Consider the following 17,927-nt stretch of genomic DNA (forward strand, 5'->3'; position numbering starts at 1 on the left):
TTATTTCTGTTTATTTTTCCGAAACGATGCGGTTTCCCGCTGCTTTCCGAAGCCGGTTCATGACCGCCTGGCCAATATCAGTTTCAGGCACTGCTGCGGCAAAAATGACGTCGGATCTGCCGCTCAGGTCGAACGCTCTTAGGCCGGCATACAAGTCTCTGGCAACGGTCCGCAAGTCATGGGAACTTCCGCACACCACCTGTTCTGCTGCTCCCGTGTACCGTCCTGCTTTTTCTTCCGGGACAAGAATGCCGACACGACGGCCGCTTCTGGCCGCCTCATCAATCTGTTCCTGAAAAAAGCGGTCGGAGCCTTCTACAACGGTCAGGGCCGCATTAGGAGCGTAATGGGTGTATTTCATTCCCGGAGAGCGAGGCGCGGCTGTTTCTGCCGCCAGTGCCGGGTCCACCTCGACAGGTCCGATTACCTCCTCAAGCTGTTCTTTCGTAATACCGCCAGGCCGGAGAATAACCGGAATGTCACCAGAGCAGTCCACTACTGTCGACTCGAGTCCGACGCCTGTGGCTCCCCCATCGACAACCGCTGCAATTTTCCCGTCCAGGTCAACGCGCACGTGAGCAGCTGACGTGGGACTCGGTCTGCCCGATGTATTCGCACTTGGAGCTGCAACCGGGACGCCGGCCTTCCTGATCAGGGCAAGGGCCAGAGGATGGCCGGGCATGCGAATGGCCACAGTCGGAAGACCGGCTGTAACCGCCTCAGAGAGCGAGCCGTTGTGTGGAAAAATAAGCGTGAGTGGACCGGGCCAGAAGGCGTCGATCAGCTGCTCTGCTTTTTCGTTCACATCTTCCGTGTAGCGGTAGATGTCCTCTTTATCAGCCACATGGGCAATGAGCGGATTATCGGCGGGTCTTCCTTTCGCCTTGAAAATCCGGGCAATCGCCTCTCCGGACAAGGCGTTTCCCCCGAGCCCGTAAACCGTTTCGGTTGGAAAAGCGACTGTCTCGTTCTTTCTTAAAAGGGCAGCCGCATCTTTAACAGCCTGGTTTTCGGATAAGTTATCCACATTTATATCCACAATAAAATAATGAGTATAATTACGTGCGTTCATGATTGGTTCCCTCCTGCTGTGTCTATTTTGCGTTTCCTGGTGGTGAATGTCAATACAGCAAGGCCCAGAGAAAACGGGAGGACAAAAGAAAAGTTATCCACACGATGGGGTGGATAACTTTTCTTTTGTGTTAGTAACCTGTTAGCAAAACAGTCAGTTATTCACAGTGAGACACATGTGCATCACTTTTGGGCTGCGTTTTACATTTTTCCGGTAGTGTTCCGATTGTTTTAAACTGTGCGGAATGCTGTTCTCTGCTAGAGTGGAAAATCCCACCTGCTCGAGAAAGCCCTGCTGGCCTGACGTCATCAGATACAGGCTGGTAAAGCTCTTCTGCCTGGCAAAAGCGGTTGCCGTTTCAAGAAATTCAAGGAGAAAAACGGCTCCGGTTTTTTCCGAATCGATCACGAGGGATCGAAGCAGTACTTCCTCTTTGGTCAGAACTGTCAGTCCGGCGGTGCCGACGAGGGACTTGTCCTCTGTTTCCGCTACGATAAACTCGGTCGGCTGTTCATCATAGACCTGCTCCGTGACGCCTGCTTTGGCCAGGAGTCTCTGCAGCTGAAGCGTATCTTCCGGTTCTGCTTTTCTTACGATCACACCCACACGCGCTCATCCTTTCGGCAATAGAGTGGCGGCAGTGTTCAGGAGGTTTGTCCGTATTTTGACTGCCTTTTGCTACCACTCTATGTGCCGGTGAGCCCGATTATGCCAGGTGTTTAGGTTTTACGGGTTTAACCGAAGATCCGGTCTTTCAGCCCGCCGAAGAATTCAATGAAGAAAAATGTGACTTCTACTTCCTCCTCCTGCTGTTCTGCACTTTCGCTGTCGTCCCCGGATTGCTCCTCCTGGTCCACCGCATCCCCATTGGCGAAATCAAGGAAGCAGAGCGGCGGGAACAGGACGCACCACCAGTTATCACCGAGTCCGTCACCAAGGGAAACAAGGACTGCTTCGTACTCCCCAGCGGGATAAAGAAAATTGCCGTAAAGCTTGGTCGGAAATTGAACGTTCTCGTAGGAAACTTCAAACGACTGGCTGCTGCCTGCTCTCTCCAGTTCTTCTGCTACGATCTGATCCAGTTCATCCAGGCGGGATGAAATCAGTGTGCGGGCTTCATCAAGGGAATCAATCTCCTCAACCCATTCTGTGATCTGAACGTTGACCGCATCACGTATATTGCGCTTAGCCAGCTGATCCATCGGTGCGTTACTGTTTGCAAGAATTCTAAGGCGGATGGACTCTTCTGGAATAGCGTTCGGGTCGTTTGCAAAAGCAGGATTCACCTGCTGGGCTTCCCAGCTCATCATCATAACAATCAAAGCAATCATCGTATATATTGTGGATCTTTTTTGTCTCATTTTTCTGACACCTTCCTCTCACCAATAAGTCTGGTCATGGTGATAGGAAGCTAAACAGGGTTTCGTGCGACAGGTTGTGACAGAGCCGCGCGGATTTTGTGGGGAGGAGGGTTGTGTATGGTGATGAGGCATCGGGGGGAGTCGGGATATTTAGTAATAATGATCGTTTGTGATTCATGGCTCTACTTCGTTAAAGTTGGACCATAGCTCTCTTTTTTCCGAGTTATGGCTGAACCCCTGCATTCTTATCACTACTAAAGACAGTGGCCTTCACCGAAGTGATAGGATCACCGGAAGCACCAAAAGGCCGCCCCTCCGCAACTCCAAAGGGACAGCCTCCTATAAATACGCTATCTGTAAACAAACAACATGCGGTCATTTCGGTTCAGGTCCTGCTGCACCTCAACTCGGCCGCGCCATTCGGGTCCGAAGGCCGCCTGCACGAGAGACGGTACGGTCTCTCCCTGATCGAAGCCGATCTCAAACGCAGCAAAGCCGTCTTCACGTAAAACATCGGGGAGCTGATCAGCCAGCCTGCGGTAGAGTACGAGACCGTCCTCGCCCCCAAACAGCGCCGCAGCAGGATCGTATTCCCGCACGTTCACAGCAAGATTTTCCCGCTCGCAGTCAGGGATGTACGGCGGATTTGAAACAACAACGTCCACCGGCTCGCCGTCAGCGATTACGGGCTCCAGAAGGTCCCCTAAGTGGAACGTTACGTCCACTTTAAGCAGCTGGGCATTCAGACGTGCCGTCTCAAGGGCCGCAGGCGAAATATCCACTGCGTCCACACGGACCGCGCCGCGTCTTCCTGCAAGCTCCTTTGCAAGCGATACGGCAATGATGCCGCTTCCTGTTCCAACATCTACGATTCGCAGCGGCCGATCGTCAGGGTAACGCGCATCAATCTCACGAAGGACACCTTCCACCAGTTCCTCGGTTTCCGGCCGGGGAATAAGGACATCGGCCGATACACGGAACTCACGACCGTAAAACTGCTCCACACCGGTAATATGCTGCACCGGCTCACCCTTTCCGGCTCGCTCCACGTCGTTCCAGAACGCCTCAAACGAAGCCGCCTCCATCTCTGTCTGCAGCTCTGCCAGCCAGCGGGAACGGCTCCAGCCTGTATGGTGGCTCAAAAGCACCTCAGCCACACCCGGCTCCACATTCTGTTTTTCCAAAAAAGAAGAAGCCCTCTGCAGGGCTTCGAATAAACGTACGCTCATCTGTTATTCTCCTGCTTCTTCCATTGCTTTTGACTGCTCTTCCACGATCAGGGCGTCAATGATTTCGTCCAGTTTTCCATGAAGAATCTGGTCGAGCTTCTGAATCGTAAGGCCGATACGGTGATCGGTGACGCGGCTCTGCGGGAAGTTATATGTGCGGATCCGTTCGGAACGGTCGCCGGTACCAACAGCCGACTTACGGGTTTCATCGTATTTGGCCTGCTCTTCCTTCTGCACTTTATCATAGATCCGGGCACGAAGAACCTTCATCGCTTTATCCTTGTTCTTGATCTGGGATTTTTCGTCCTGGCACGATACCACAGTATTAGTCGGCAAGTGCGTCAGACGAACGGCTGACATGGTCGTGTTTACGCTCTGTCCGCCAGGACCGCTGGATGCAAATGTGTCCACACGGATATCCTTTTCGTGGATGTCCACTTCCACTTCTTCCGCTTCCGGCATGACCGCCACGGTCGCCGTGGACGTATGGATCCGGCCGCCGGATTCGGTGGAAGGTACGCGCTGCACGCGGTGAGCACCGTTTTCGTACTTCAGCTTCGAGTAGGCGCCTTTTCCGTTTACCAGGAAGATAACTTCCTTAAAGCCGCCGATCCCCGTCTGGTTGGACTCGATCACTTCCGTTTTCCAGCCCTGCTCCTCGGCAAAACGGGAATACATGCGGTAAAGGTCGCCGGCAAACAGCGCCGCCTCGTCTCCACCGGCCGCGCCGCGGATCTCAACGATAACGTTTTTATCGTCATTCGGATCTTTCGGAAGAAGAAGCACACGAAGCTTATCTTCAAGAGGCGGGATGCGGTCCTGAAGTTCCTCCATTTCCATTTTCACCATTTCGTACATCTCATCGTCGAGATTGTCATTTAGCATTTCACGGGCATCGTCATACTGGCCTTTGACTTCTTTATATTCCCGGTATGTCTGTACGGTCTGTTCAATATCGGACTGCTCTTTGGAGTACTCACGGAGTTTGTTCGTATCCGAAATCACGTCCGGGTCCATCAGTAATTCATTCAAACGTTCGTACCGTTCTTCAACTGCCTGTAACCGATCAAACATTTTCTTCACCTCGTCTTCTGCATAACAGTCTTATTATAGTACAGCCGGCACGTGCCGTCAAAACTGCTTCGCGGACAAAATCCTGTTTTTTTTACCGTAAGGAGTGGGATAGTAAAGAGTAGGAACGAACCGACCTGAAGGAGGAAGACACGATGAATTATGTGATTATCGGCGGAGACGCCGCAGGCATGAGCGCTGCCATGCAGATTGTCCGCCGGGACAAAGAAGCCCGGGTCACGACGCTTGAAATGGGCGGTATTTATTCTTACGCCCAGTGCGGCCTGCCTTATTACATAGGAGGCCTCACTCCTGACAGTGAGTCACTGATCGCAAGAAGCCGCGACACGTTTGAAGAGGAGTACGGGATTGATGCCCGGGTGTACCATCAGGTTACTGAGATTGATCCTGACAGTAAAACGGTCAGGGGGACGAATCTGAAGACGGACGAGCCATTTGAGCTCTCCTATGACAAGTGCCTGATTGCCACCGGTGCCGCGCCGGTGATGCCTCCGATTGAGGGAAAAGAACTGGACGGCATTCATACCCTCAAGACGATTCCTGATGCCGAACGTATTCTTGAAGACATGAAGGCGAACGTCCTCAACGTCACCATCATCGGCGGGGGCTACATCGGTCTAGAACTGGCTGAAAACCTTGTGGAAAAAAAGAAAAAAGTCCGTATTATTGATCATGCTGACCGTCTCGGCTCGGGCTACGATAAAGAAATCAGCGCGGAAATTGAAAAGGAAGCGAAGCGGATGGGGATCGAGGTCTGTACCGGTCAGACTGTCGAACGCTTTTCCGGTGATGGACGCGTAAGTGAGGTTGTGACTGACCAGGATTCCTACAGGGCCGATATGGTCGTCGTTGCAGCGGGCGTGACACCTAACACTGGTATGATCGACCGCTCCCGGGTTCACACGCTTGATAACGGCGCCATCATCGTAAATGCCTATATGGAGACGAACATGCCGGATTTGTACGCGGCGGGTGACTGCGCTACCCAGTATCACCGGATTAAGGAAAAAAATGATTATCAGCCGCTCGGCACGCACGCGAATAAACAGGGGCGGATTGCCGGCATGAATATGTGCGGTGCTGCCCAGGCGTTCCAGGGTATTGTCGGGACGTCGATTATGAAGTTTTTCGACCTCACCGTCGGGAAAACCGGTCTTGGGGAGCAGGAAGCGGACGAAATGAACTTTACATGCGACTGTGATGCGTTTGAAGGCCACTCTCACGCCGGTTACTATCCCGATAATGAACCCCTTCTTCTAAAAGTGGTCAGTCATAAGGTTACGGGCCATTTCCTCGGCCTGCAGGCTGTCGGCAGGCGCGGTGTGGACAAACGGATCGACGTCGCTGCCACCGCTCTTTACCACCGGATGACCATGAGCGATATTGAAAATCTCGATTTAAGTTACGCGCCTCCCTACAACGGGGTCTGGGATCCGCTCCAGCAGGCTTCCCGGCGGGTCAAATAAAGAAACGGCACCTGTTTGGCTTCAGGTGCCGTTTCTTTTTATATAAAAATTAGGGGGGGAGTAAATTCAGTGACTGCCGTCAGTCTTCAATGTAGACGCGGTAGTCGTATCTCGGATTTGCCTGTTTGAGTTTTTCCCGTACATGACGGACCAGCCTGTCCTGTTCTTCCTGACTCAGGTTCCGGTCCTGCGGAATAAGATCGACAGTGGCGCGGCCGCCCATAAACTGGATCACGCCAGGCTCCACTCCATCCATACTGCTGATCACATCAGCAAGCATTTCCTGTTCGCCGCCAATGGACTGACGAGCGGACACTGGATCTCTGTAGCTCAGACCGGTATTGTTGACCTCCTGGTCATTATGATGAGGCTGGCGGCGCTCACGGATGGCGCCGTAGTTGGCCGGACCAGGTCCAAGAAGACTATAGGCCATATTTTTTTCATCCGGCCCGTCCTCGTTCATACTGCGGACTTCCGGGTTATCAAGGTCTGTACAGCCGCTCAGAAGAACGGTAAACAGCACGATCAGACTGAGGCTCCTGATGACTTGTTTCATAATGAGCACCTCCTGTCCTCTAGTGTGCCCGCCTGTTTCTTTTTTAGACCTCTCGCGCGAAAAAACAAAAAGGATATTTCCGCGATTGTGGGGACAGATCCGAGATGCTGAAGGGATCACGCTTGTATGGCCGCCGGCTTGGGGCTACACTTTAGGTGTATTGAAAGGAGATGCTTGTTATCATGCGTTCGGAAAAGGAAAGAATGCTCGCAGGGGAATGGTTTAATCCGGCTGACCCGGCACTTGAAAAAGAACGGGAGCGTGCCCGGGAGCTGACCAATCGTTTTAATGGTCTAAAGGAGAACGAATACGAGGAAAAGGTCTCGGTTCTGAGGGAACTGTTCGGCACCGCTGCAGGGGACGTTTACCTGGAGCAGACGTTCCGGTGTGATTACGGATCCAACATTCATGTGGGGAACAATTTTTTCGCCAATTTTGACTGTGTGTTTCTGGATGTGGGCCCAATTACGTTCGGTGATCACTGCATGCTCGGTCCCGGCGTCCACATTTATACAGCCTCTCACCCTATGGAGGCTGCAGGTAGAAAAGCGGAGCGCTTTGAGATCGGAAAACCTGTTACCGTCGGCAGTGATGTCTGGATCGGCGGCGGTGCCATCATTAACCCCGGGGTGACGATCGGCAACGGCGCCGTGCTCGGATCAGGAGCTGTTGTGACAAAGGACGTGCCGCCACATACGTTTTGTGCCGGCAACCCGGCCAGGGTGATCAGAACTATTGACAATGAAGACAGACAAAGCGGCTGGTAAGAAGTATTTTTACAGACGAAAATCCGAACAATCAGCAAGCGGTGCAGATCAGTCACTGCTGTAATATACACCGCTTTCCGCGGGAAGCGGTTGAGCCTCCGTGTGCTTCCCTACTCAGGGGTCTCATCTGCGCTTTTCCTCCCGCAGGAGTCGGTGTATATTTCATCCGCCGGACAGCTTTCTGTTCGGATTTTCTTCTATACATTTCCCAGCCTCTTATGCTGATTCTATTTAACGGGCTGTCTGCACTTCTTCTTCATCACGGATTGACGCTGGGTGTTCAGGCACTTCATGACAGTGACGGCAGCGTGGTTCATAGGATTCCGACGCGCCTACAAGGATGATCGGATCGTTGTAAGAGGCGGGTTTGCCGTCAATCAGTCGCTGGGTGCGGCTGGCCGGTGAGCCGCATGAGAGGCAGATGGCCTGCAGTTTCGTAACGGTTTCGGCGATGGCCATCAGCTGGGGCATGCAGCCGAAAGGCTCAGCACGGAAATCCTGATCCAGGCCGGCACAGATCACGCGAACACCCTGGTCAGCGAGATCCTGCACGATCTCGAGTATGTCATTGCTGAAAAACTGCACTTCATCAATTGCCACGACCTGGGTGCCGTTTTCGATCAGAGCCGGAATGTCCGAAGACTCTTTGACGGGCAGGGCGTACACTTTTGTACCGTTATGTGATACCACCTCTTCGGCGCTGTAACGGTTATCAAGTTCAGGCTTAAAGACCTGTACCTTAAGTTTTCCGTAGCTTGCCCGTCGGACGCGGCGAATCAGTTCTTCCGATTTACCGGAAAACATGCTGCCGCAGACGACTTCAAGCCATCCTTCTCTTCTCGTTAAATTCATTTGAAACCTCTCCCTGATCTATGTAATTAAAATCGACAGAAGCCGTGACTTCTGCCCTTTCATTTTGACACTTTTCACCATTATATTACCCTCTCTCCCAAAAACTCAACGTCTTTTTCAGGTTGTTTTTTCGAGTAAATCCGCCTTCAACGCCGAGGCACTTCCTGATTCGTGCGGTTACGGACTTTTTATGAATGAGGGTACTTTTATTGTTGAATAAAATAAAGTTAAGACATACCTTTTATTTTCCCGCTCGTTATGGCCTGACTTGCAAGGAATGGCAGCTGGTGTGATCCGGTCTGAAGAAATTTACGCAGTAAAAAAAGCAGGCAGGATCAGATCCCGGCCTGCTTTCGTTATCCAATTGGAAACTAGAGGTTGTATTTCTTTTTGAAACGGTCCACACGTCCACCAGCGTCAGCAAATTTCTGCTTACCAGTGTAGAACGGGTGAGAATCAGAAGAAATCTCCACGTTGATCAGCGGGTACGTGTTACCGTCTTCCCACTCAACTGTTTCAGCTGAACCTCTTGTAGAACCGGTCAAGAACATAAAGCCTGTGCTAGTATCCTTAAATACGACTTTCTGATATTTAGGATGGATGTCTGCTCTCATTCTTTTCATCTCCTTCCGCCCTGATTCTTTCGAAACAGAGTTAGATTCCGTGTGTACTGCGTTAGTACACAGGGACTTTCACACATGACGAAATTATACCAACTCCACTCTTGATTTGCAAGAGTCTGTTGAAAATTCGACTGCAGGAAAAAAACGCAGTAAAACAGCCTCACGAAGGTATTTTTACGCCTTTATACGGACCTTGCCTGTTTTTTCCTTCTCAAACGAGTTGAAAAACTCTTCGTTTGTTTTGGTCTGCTTCACTTTTTTGAGGAAGTGCTCAAGGAAGTCAGGCTGATCGTTCATTGTTTTTCTCATCGCCCACAGATTTTCGATCTGCTCTTTCGGGATGAGAAGCTCCTCACGGCGTGTACTGGAGCGGCGGATGTCGATCGCAGGGAAAATACGGCGCTCGGCCAGACGGCGGTCAAGGTGAATCTCACTGTTACCGGTTCCTTTGAATTCTTCATAGATCACGTCGTCCATGCGGGACCCGGTGTCCACAAGGGCTGTGGCCAGAATCGTCAGACTGCCGCCCTCTTCAATGTTCCGGGCAGCACCGAAGAACCGTTTCGGACGGTGGAAACTGGCCGGGTCAATCCCTCCGGAGAGAGTACGACCGCTCGGCGGAATGACAAGGTTATAGGCCCGGGCAAGACGGGTGATGCTGTCCATCAGAATCACAACGTCCTTTTTGTGCTCTACAAGACGCATGGCGCGCTCAAGAACGAGCTCAGCAGTCTTTATATGGTTTTCAGGAACTTCATCAAACGTGGAGCTGACCACTTCACCTTTAACGGAACGCTCCATGTCGGTTACTTCCTCCGGACGCTCGTCAATCAGAAGCACGATCAGTTCGTGATCCGGATGGTTGGCCGCGATGCTGTTGGCCACTTCCTTCATGAGGAGGGTCTTCCCTGCTTTTGGCGGCGCCACAATCAGGCCACGCTGCCCAAAGCCGACCGGTGCAATCATATCAATGACGCGGGAAGCGACCATTTTAGGGTCGGTTTCAAGTGTCATTTTCTGTTCAGGATATAATGGCGTGAGCTGTGGAAAGTGCGGACGGCTTTTCGCAAGATCCGGGTCCTGCCCGTTAACGGCAGCCACTTGCAAAAGCCCGTAATAACGTTCGTTCTCCTTTGGCTTACGTACCTTTCCCGATACTTTGTCACCGTTTCTAAGCTCAAAACGGCGGATCTGGGATGCGGAAATATAGATATCCTGGGAACTCGGCTTGTACGTATTGGAACGGAGAAAGCCGAATCCTTCATTCGGTACGATATCAAGGATGCCTTCCATAAACATCAGGTCTTCGTTTTCAGCCTGTTTTCTGAGAATCGCAAACGTCAGTTCTTTTTTCGTAAGCTGGCTGTAGTAGGAAACTTTATGCTTTTTCGCAAGGTCATAAAGCTCTTTCAGTTTCATCTGTTCCAGCTGGGTTAATGTAACGCCCATTTATTTCACCACACCTTTATTAAAAATAATTATGCAAATATGTACGTTTCCTGCTGCTGTTCTTCCTGTGTTCCTTTTTACAATACTGCTCCGAAGGTACTTCACCTTCGACTCATTTGCATCCTTAAAAACAACCTTTTATCCGAAACTGTCTTTAAAAGCGAAAATCCTGAAAACAGACATACATACATACATACAGAAATACCACGGTCTCTGTTTCGTTTCAGTTTTATGAAGTCCCGGTGTTTTCGTTTAAGAACGGCGATGTCGGAATTGAACGTTCAGAAGGGTCTTACTGGAGGCTTTGGAAGCTGCATGAGGTGACATATCGACTGTAATGTTACGTCTGCCTGAGTGGCAGATCATGTTTGCACACTGCTAACATATATACCCTATCTATTTTAATCATAGTTTCTAGTCTTTTTCAAGAAAAAGTTACTGCACTCGTGCTGGGGGATTCTGTTTAAGTATAGACGGGCACCAGTGCAGCTAAACCTCATCTTCACAAAACATCCTGATTGAACAACGTGGGTTTTACGTGAAGGCGGGATGAGCAAAAAACCTCGAATCTTCTTATTCCCTCAATAAAAATATGGCCGCACTCCTGTGTGCGGCCGTGAGGGCGTTTACCAGACATCTTTTACGAAACGTCCTTCTTCCTGAAGACCGTCAAGCCATTCCTGCGCTTCTTTCTCTGTACTTTGTCTCCTATTTATAAAACACTTTTTCAGCGTTTCTTCTACCTGTGGCGCCATACTGCCCCCTTCACCGCAGATATAAATATGAGCTCCTTTATCTTCAATCATTTCAATAAGCTCCTCTTCCTGCTCTTTCATCACATCCTGTACGTAGGTTTTAGGTTTGTTTTCCATGCGGGAAAATGCCGTATGCATTGTGACAACGCCTTCCTCTTCGTATGCTTCTATTTCGTCATTATATAAATAATCATACTGCTCATGGCGGCTTCCAAAGTACAGATGCGCATCACCTAAATGTTCCCCTTCTTTTTGCTTCGCCTGACGGGCCTGAAGGAACCCTCTGAAAGGTGCTATTCCGGTTCCGGGCCCGACCATCACGATTGGAACAGCGGAGTCTTCCGGAAGCTTGAATGAACGCTGAGTCCGGAAAAATACAACGATGTCATCACCCGGTTTAAGTTCCATAAGAAAATTGGAAGTCACACCCTGGTATTCCCCTCTGCCGCTGAAGGCCTCCCCCCTTACTACACTTACCGTAATACTAACCTGATCTTTTTGGGCTTCAGGTGAACTGGATATGGAATAATAGCGTGGTTTTAGTCTTGTGTTCAGATGATTTATTAACAGGCTCGATTTTAGGTTAAAAGATTGTGAAGAAGGCGGATTATCCGTTTCGAGGATGAAGGGGAGTCTAAAGAGGACTACGAAAAAGGAGACAAGGTTTTTCACCCTCGTCTCCCTTTGATAAACTCTGTCTCAAATCGGTTATTTCAAAATTTCAGTGGTGGAAAAAAGTAAAGTTAGCGGATTACAAGATCCGGTTTCTTTTTCAGGCTGTGTTTGCCGTCAATAAAGCGGACTGTTCCTGATTTGGCTCGCATAACCATGGATTGCGTCGTGCCAGTATGTCCTTTATATCGTACACCTTTAAGCAGTTCTCCGTCTGTTACACCGGTTGCGGCAAAAATACAGTCATCGCCTGTCACGAGGTCATCCATATGAAGCACCCGATTTACATCATCGATGCCCATCTTCTTGCATCGTGCCAGCTCTTCTTCGTTGCCTGGCAGAAGCTTGCCCTGCAGTTCGCCGCCGAGACACTTCAGCCCCACAGCTGCAAGGACGCCCTCAGGAGCCCCGCCGGAGCCGAGGAGCATATCCACACCTGTGTCCTCAAACGCTGTGTTGATGGCAGCAGCTACATCACCGTCGTTCATGAGCTTAATACGCGCGCCCGCCTCACGGATTTCCTGAATTTTTCCTGCGTGTCGTTCCCGTTTCAGGATTGCGACAACAAGGTCTTCAATGTCTTTGTTTTTCGCTTTTGCAACCGCTCTCAAATTATCAATCACAGGGGCATCCAGATCAACTTTACCCACTGCCTCTGGACCGACAGCAATTTTGTCCATGTACATATCCGGTGCATGCAGGAGATTGCCTTTGTCTGCAATTGCAATAACCGCAAGGGCGTTCCACTCCCCGCTTGCGACGATATTCGTTCCTTCGAGGGGATCGACTGCCACGTCTACCCGCGGGCCGTAGCCGTTTCCAAGACGCTCGCCGATATAAAGCATCGGCGCTTCATCCATTTCCCCTTCTCCGATCACGACTGTTCCTTTCATCGGAACCGTGTCAAACACATCGCGCATAGCTTCTGTTGCGGCCTGGTCAGCCGCCTCTTTTTCACCTTTTCCCATCCAGCGTGCAGAAGCCAGTGCTGCAGCTTCTGTCACACGGACGAGCTCCATGGATAAACTTCGTTCCATTGTCCTCTCCCCCATCGTCTCTGTTTTTACTGTGGTTCGCTCAAGGCAGAAGCCGCCCTCTTGCATCCCCTCCGAGGGCCGCCGTCTATCGCGCTTTTATGAGCTTTTCACTTCTTCTTCTTCGAACGAATCAAGCTTTTCACGCCAGATTGAAGCCCCGATATTTTTCAGTTTTTCCTCGAGGTTGGCATATCCCCGGTCGATGTGCTCCACGCCGGTGATTTCTGTTACTCCCTTTGCCATCAGACCGGCAATGACGAGAGACGCTCCTGCACGGAGGTCGCTTGCGCGGACCCTGGCCCCTTCAAGTCTGCGGCCTCCGTTAATCAGTGCAGAACGGCCTTCAACTTTGATATCGGCTCCCATGCGGCGGAGTTCATCGATGTGCTTAAAACGAGCGTTGTAAATCGTGTCGGTTACCATGCTTGTCCCATGGGCTTTTGTAAGCAGGCTCGTGAACGGCTGCTGAAGATCCGTTGGAAAGCCCGGATACACTAGTGTTTTAATATCCACCGGCGAAAATTCCGAATTCGCTCCGTGGATGAAGACCTGTTCGTCACTCGTTTCAATACGGACGCCCATTTCGCGGAGTTTGGCTGTGAGTGACTCCAGGTGATCGGGAATAATGTTATCGATCACTACGGAACGGCCCATGGCTGCAGCAGCCAGCATAAAGGTGCCTGCTTCGATCCGGTCAGGAATAATCGAGTGACGGCAGCCGGACAGCTGGTCAACCCCTTCAATCCGGATGACGTTGGTCCCTGCCCCTTTAATTCGGGCACCCATATTGGTGAGAAGTGTTGCCACATCAATGATTTCAGGCTCTTTGGCCGCGTTTTCGATGATGGTTTTGCCTTTTGCCTTTACGGCAGCGAGCATAATGTTAATCGTAGCTCCAACGCTGACAACATCGAGGTAGATCCGTGCCCCAACCAGTTCATCTGCCTGGAGATAGATGGCGCCCTGTTCGTTGGTCACTTTTGCACCGAGTGCTTCGAATCCTTTAATGTGCTGATCGATCGGTCTTGGGCCGAGGTTGCATCCGCCCGGAAGTCCGATGACCGCTTTTTTGAATTTTCCAAGCATGGCACCCATCATATAGTAGGAAGCACGCAGCTTTTTCACCCGGCCGTTTGGAAGCGGCATGGCAAACATGTTTTCCGGGTGAATGGTGAGTGTGTCTCCTTCAAGTTCAGTTGTGCCGCCGATTTCCTCAAGCAGTTCAGCAAGAATGCCGACGTCCGATATTTTTGGAAGGTTATCGATTGTCACTGTGGAATCTGCAAGAATCCCTGCCGGTATGAGGGCAACGGCACTGTTTTTCGCTCCGCTGATCGGAACTGTGCCTTCAAGTAAATGTCCACCTTCAATAAGCAATTTCTCCATAACCAGCTTCCCTTCTGTCTTCCTCATATAGTAAATATCCTTTCCCCATTATAACCAACTGAGGTAAAAAAAGTCTTCTTTCTCCCGGTAGATTTTTCTGTACGCCCGGGCATGCAGTATCCTATGCAGTTGCGGGCGGCCGGGAGGTGCAGTCACTGTAAGGGTTTGACCGTTGAAACGGGTTGGCCTCTACCCCTTAAAAATACATAAAGGCGCCTGCAGATTGAGGCGCCTTCTTTTTTCAATGAACGTGCTTCATCGTGCAGCCGATCCTGCTAAAAGCTTATGCGTTCGCTTTTTCCCAGTCCTTAAGGAACTTATCAATGCCCGCATCCGTCAGCGGGTGAGCCACAAGCTGGCTGATCACTTTGTACGGAATCGTGGCGATATCGGCGCCGCGCATGGCCGATTCACTCACGTGCTGGGAATGGCGGATCGATGCAGCAATGATTTCTGTTTTAATGTCGTGAATCGCAAACACTTCCGCAATATCGCTGATCAGGTTCAGTCCATCGTGACCGATATCATCAAGGCGTCCGAGGAACGGGGAAACGTAAGTTGCCCCTGCACGTGCTGCAAGTAATGCCTGATTAACAGAGAATACGAGTGTTACGTTCGTTTTGATGTTCAAGTCTGCAAACGTCCGGACTGCTTTAAGCCCTTGGAGCGTCATCGGTACTTTGACCGTGATGTTCGGGGCAATGGCAGCCAGTTCTTTTCCCTCTTCAATCATCCCCTCAGCTTCAAGGGAGATTACTTCTGCGCTGACAGAACCTTCTTTTACGATACTTGTAATCTCGCGGAGGCGTTCATGGAAATCTACGCCCTCTTTGGCTACCAGCGATGGATTTGTTGTCACGCCGGAGAGAATGCCAAGGTCGTGGGCTTCTCTGATTTCGTCGATGTTGGCTGTATCAATAAAAAATTTCATGAATCGTATCCTCCCTTAGCTTTTGCGCCGATTTGACAGCGCTTACTGTTTTTACAAAATTGCGACACGGTAATTGAAAAAGAAAGTTGGAGCGGCAAATGCCGCAGCCAACTTCTTTTTTTATTCGTTCAGCCTTACGCTTGTCCGGAGGAACCGAACTCACGCATTTTTCCACTCACAGTTTCCTTAATCGCTTCGCGGGCAGGGCCGAGGTATTTACGCGGATCGTACATTTCTGTGTTGTCCGCAAGTACTTCGCGCACGCGCTTCGCAGATGAGATCTGGCTTTCTGTGTTTACGTTGATTTTTGCTGTTCCAAGGGAAATCGCACGCTGGATATCCTTTGTCGGGATGCCTGTACCACCGTGAAGCACGAGTGGAACACCAGTCAGCTTTGAGACTTCCTCCATACGGTCGAAACCGAGGTTCGGCTCACCTTTGTAAGGGCCGTGTACAGAACCAAGAGCCGGTGCAAAGCAGTCGACTTTCGTTTCGCGTACAAGCTCGTCACACTCAGCAGGAATCGCATAAGCTGCTTCCGCATCATCTACGATGATGTCGTCTTCCTGTCCACCGATACGGCCAAGCTCAGCCTCTACAGAGATGCCAAGCGTATGCGCAACGTCAACCACTTTCTTCGTTACGGCGATGTTTTCCTCAAGTGGATGGTGGGAACCGTCGATCATAACAGAAGTAAATCCTGCATACATCGCTTCCACACATTTTTCAAAGCTTGAACCATGGTCAAGGTGGATCGCAACAGGTACTGTTACTTCGTAGGAGTCCATCAGGGATTCTACGATGCTGACAACTGTGTTAAATCCTCCCATGTATTTCGCGGCACCTTCGGAAACTCCGAGAATAACCGGAGACTGTTCTTCCTGTGCTGCCTGTAAGATAGCCTGGGTAAACTCAAGGTTGTTCAGGTTGAACTGGCCAACCGCGTACCCTTCCGCTCTTCCTTTTTCGAGCATTTCCTTCATAGAAACTAAAGGCATTCTGAATATCCTCCTTTGAAAATCACGAGCATTATGATCACCCTGGAATGGGTAGATACCAGTGTACAGACGATAATGATACTATTTGCAGCACGGAGCTGTTTTATCCTTACCGTTTGTACATTCCGGACGTTTGCAGACGTTGGGATTGTATCCCCTGCTCATGCAAAAAAGCCATGATTCCTCTGTTTCATCACAGCCGTTCTTCGGAGCAGGCATTCCTGCAGGTTGATTCACTCGTCTATTATAGCATAACCTGTCCGAATTTCATCCTTAAAACCGAAGAAAGCAGGACACCATCCCCTGGATGCAGGATAGGGCTCACCATCTTTTTCCTCTGCATTCAGGATCCGGTATCTGTTTTATACTAGTAGGTGTTCCCTCACCTTCTGACGGACTTCATCAATGTCAAATGGCTTCGGGAAATGGGCAAGTGCCCCGAGCTTTTTTGCTTCATTAATCATTTCAAGCTCTCCATAAGCCGTCATCATAATGACGTTGGTGTCCAGATCCAGCTTTTTGATCTCTCTGAGAATTTCCAGCCCATCCATCCCGGGAATTTTCATGTCCAGCAAAACAAGGTCAGGGCTTTTGTCTTTAACAATGTTCAGTGCCTGTTTTCCATTTGATGCTTCATATGTTTCATACCCGTCTTTTTCAAAGACTTCATGGAGCAGCACACGGATGCCATACTGATCATCCACGATTAACAGCTTTTTTTTCACCCTTCTACCCCCTCTGAAGATTGTCTTCCCCCGCCAAACTATCTGTTCACGCTTACACTAATTCAATAAAAAGAACGAATCTCCTTTTTTTTCGTCGAAGTTTGCGTTGGTTTTTTTCCTTAGGTTGATTATACTGAAATAACAGATTCGGTGTTAAACGAATGAAGCAGCCCGCACAAGGTGGACGTGTGTCTTTTTCAGGCGCACGCGGGTGCTTTTCCAATACCACTCCGTTCACTAAAATAAACATGATTCATTACGAAAGGCTGTGTTTTTTGTGCAAAAGATCTTTTTGACCCAGCTGCAGGGCCTGGTTACGAAAATGAATGATACATATGAAGGAGCTTTTGAGGACGGGGCAAGACTGATGGCCCAGTCGATCGTCAGCGGCGGACGGATCGGTATTTATGCTTCCGGCGATATGGAAGGTGTTGTTTCCCAGGCGATTAAGGGCGTAGACCGGCTTGAAGGCGTTGTCGAAATCAGCAGCACCCTTGACGAATCTTTTTCTGAGATGGATACGGTTCTGCTGTTCAGCCCGTCGCCGAACGAAGCGGCCACCTGTATGCTTGCCGATCAGCTCCGGGAGCGGGGCGTCAGCACGGTTGCCGTTTATACCGGTGAAAAGCGGGACGATAGCCCGTCTCTGGAAGATCTGGCAGATGCGGCGATCGACCTCGGTGTCACGCGCGGACTCATCCCCGGAGATGACGGTAGGCGTAAAGGACAGCCCCGCCTCCTCGTCGCTCTCTACGCGTATTACACACTGTATTTCACCGTCGAAGAAATCCTCGAAGAACACAGATAATGTGATGTGGGGACGGTTCTCACTTTGCATTATGAAAGATAGCTCCGGTCAGGCTGAACGCCGGTGCATGGCTAAACACATAGCAAAGGGGACCTGGGTGCGTCTATGCACCAGGTCCCCTTTGCTGTTAACAGACAGGACGGTTCTT

General features: G+C 50.4%; 18 protein-coding genes. 3 read left to right on the forward strand and 15 right to left on the reverse strand.

What is annotated here, in order from left to right; all coding sequences use genetic code 11:
• Positions 1-10: 10 nt before the first annotated feature.
• The 5 genes from CR205_RS17185 to prfA all read right to left on the reverse strand — a co-directional run bounded on the left by CR205_RS17185 (position 11) and on the right by prfA (position 4,736).
• A complete protein-coding gene (locus CR205_RS17185) occupies positions 11-1,072 on the reverse strand; it encodes an L-threonylcarbamoyladenylate synthase (protein ID WP_110521371.1) in 1,062 nt (353 codons plus the stop codon).
• A gap of 153 nt (positions 1,073-1,225) precedes the next feature.
• Positions 1,226-1,678: a GNAT family N-acetyltransferase gene (locus tag CR205_RS17190; RefSeq protein WP_110521372.1), complete on the reverse strand. Its 453-nt coding sequence runs from the start codon at positions 1,676-1,678 to the stop codon at positions 1,226-1,228.
• Between the two features lie 128 nt (positions 1,679-1,806).
• Positions 1,807-2,433 carry a stage II sporulation protein R gene (gene spoIIR / locus CR205_RS17195; protein WP_110521373.1) on the reverse strand — a complete coding sequence of 209 codons (627 nt, stop codon included), beginning with the start codon at positions 2,431-2,433 and terminating at the stop codon, positions 1,807-1,809.
• Between the two features lie 350 nt (positions 2,434-2,783).
• A complete protein-coding gene (gene prmC / locus CR205_RS17200; protein WP_110521374.1) occupies positions 2,784-3,662 on the reverse strand; it encodes a peptide chain release factor N(5)-glutamine methyltransferase in 879 nt (292 codons plus the stop codon).
• A 3-nt stretch (positions 3,663-3,665) separates the two neighbouring features.
• The gene (gene prfA, locus CR205_RS17205) at positions 3,666-4,736 is read right to left on the reverse strand and encodes a peptide chain release factor 1 (protein ID WP_110521375.1); all 1,071 of its coding nucleotides are present in this window, start codon (positions 4,734-4,736) and stop codon (positions 3,666-3,668) included.
• A gap of 152 nt (positions 4,737-4,888) precedes the next feature.
• On the opposite strand from prfA, the gene CR205_RS17210 reads away from it, so the two are divergent.
• Positions 4,889-6,220 (forward strand): FAD-dependent oxidoreductase, encoded by a 1,332-nt coding sequence (locus tag CR205_RS17210; RefSeq protein WP_110521376.1) that lies wholly within the window; start codon positions 4,889-4,891, stop codon positions 6,218-6,220.
• Positions 6,221-6,299: 79 nt separating this feature from the next.
• Here CR205_RS17210 and CR205_RS17215 read toward each other — a convergent pair whose 3' ends face one another.
• Positions 6,300-6,776: a hypothetical protein gene (locus tag CR205_RS17215; RefSeq protein WP_110521377.1), complete on the reverse strand. Its 477-nt coding sequence runs from the start codon at positions 6,774-6,776 to the stop codon at positions 6,300-6,302.
• 182 nt (positions 6,777-6,958) lie between these two features.
• Here CR205_RS17215 and CR205_RS17220 point away from each other — a divergent pair, with 182 nt between their 5' ends.
• On the forward strand, positions 6,959-7,543 hold the full coding sequence (locus CR205_RS17220; protein WP_110521378.1) for a sugar O-acetyltransferase: 585 nt from the start codon (positions 6,959-6,961) through the stop codon (positions 7,541-7,543).
• A 231-nt stretch (positions 7,544-7,774) separates the two neighbouring features.
• Here the strand turns inward: CR205_RS17220 and CR205_RS17225 are convergent, their stop codons facing one another.
• The 9 genes from CR205_RS17225 to CR205_RS17265 all read right to left on the reverse strand — a co-directional run bounded on the left by CR205_RS17225 (position 7,775) and on the right by CR205_RS17265 (position 16,971).
• The gene (locus tag CR205_RS17225) at positions 7,775-8,395 is read right to left on the reverse strand and encodes a thymidine kinase (RefSeq protein ID WP_110521379.1); all 621 of its coding nucleotides are present in this window, start codon (positions 8,393-8,395) and stop codon (positions 7,775-7,777) included.
• A gap of 371 nt (positions 8,396-8,766) precedes the next feature.
• Complete coding sequence (locus tag CR205_RS17230; RefSeq protein ID WP_110521380.1) at positions 8,767-9,009, reverse strand: type B 50S ribosomal protein L31; 243 nt, start codon at positions 9,007-9,009, stop codon at positions 8,767-8,769.
• A gap of 183 nt (positions 9,010-9,192) precedes the next feature.
• Entirely contained in the window at positions 9,193-10,467 is a 1,275-nt protein-coding gene (gene rho / locus CR205_RS17235; RefSeq protein WP_110521381.1) for a transcription termination factor Rho, read from the reverse strand.
• A gap of 626 nt (positions 10,468-11,093) precedes the next feature.
• Positions 11,094-11,894, reverse strand: coding sequence for a flavodoxin domain-containing protein (locus tag CR205_RS17240; RefSeq protein ID WP_110521382.1), 801 nt, complete (start codon positions 11,892-11,894; stop codon positions 11,094-11,096).
• Positions 11,895-11,965: 71 nt separating this feature from the next.
• A complete protein-coding gene (gene glpX / locus CR205_RS17245; protein ID WP_110521383.1) occupies positions 11,966-12,931 on the reverse strand; it encodes a class II fructose-bisphosphatase in 966 nt (321 codons plus the stop codon).
• A 96-nt stretch (positions 12,932-13,027) separates the two neighbouring features.
• A complete protein-coding gene (locus CR205_RS17250) occupies positions 13,028-14,317 on the reverse strand; it encodes a UDP-N-acetylglucosamine 1-carboxyvinyltransferase (protein ID WP_110521575.1) in 1,290 nt (429 codons plus the stop codon).
• 283 nt (positions 14,318-14,600) lie between these two features.
• The gene (gene fsa, locus CR205_RS17255) at positions 14,601-15,248 is read right to left on the reverse strand and encodes a fructose-6-phosphate aldolase (RefSeq protein WP_110521384.1); all 648 of its coding nucleotides are present in this window, start codon (positions 15,246-15,248) and stop codon (positions 14,601-14,603) included.
• Positions 15,249-15,382: 134 nt separating this feature from the next.
• Positions 15,383-16,246: a class II fructose-1,6-bisphosphate aldolase gene (fba, locus tag CR205_RS17260; RefSeq protein ID WP_110521385.1), complete on the reverse strand. Its 864-nt coding sequence runs from the start codon at positions 16,244-16,246 to the stop codon at positions 15,383-15,385.
• A 362-nt stretch (positions 16,247-16,608) separates the two neighbouring features.
• Complete coding sequence (locus tag CR205_RS17265; protein ID WP_110521386.1) at positions 16,609-16,971, reverse strand: response regulator; 363 nt, start codon at positions 16,969-16,971, stop codon at positions 16,609-16,611.
• Between the two features lie 277 nt (positions 16,972-17,248).
• Between CR205_RS17265 and CR205_RS17270 the strand changes: the two genes are divergently transcribed.
• Positions 17,249-17,779, forward strand: coding sequence for a DUF2529 family protein (locus tag CR205_RS17270; RefSeq protein WP_110521387.1), 531 nt, complete (start codon positions 17,249-17,251; stop codon positions 17,777-17,779).
• Positions 17,780-17,927: the final 148 nt, after the last annotated feature.

Source organism: Alteribacter lacisalsi, from assembly GCF_003226345.1.
Lineage (GTDB): Bacteria > Bacillota > Bacilli > Bacillales > Salisediminibacteriaceae > Alteribacter > Alteribacter lacisalsi.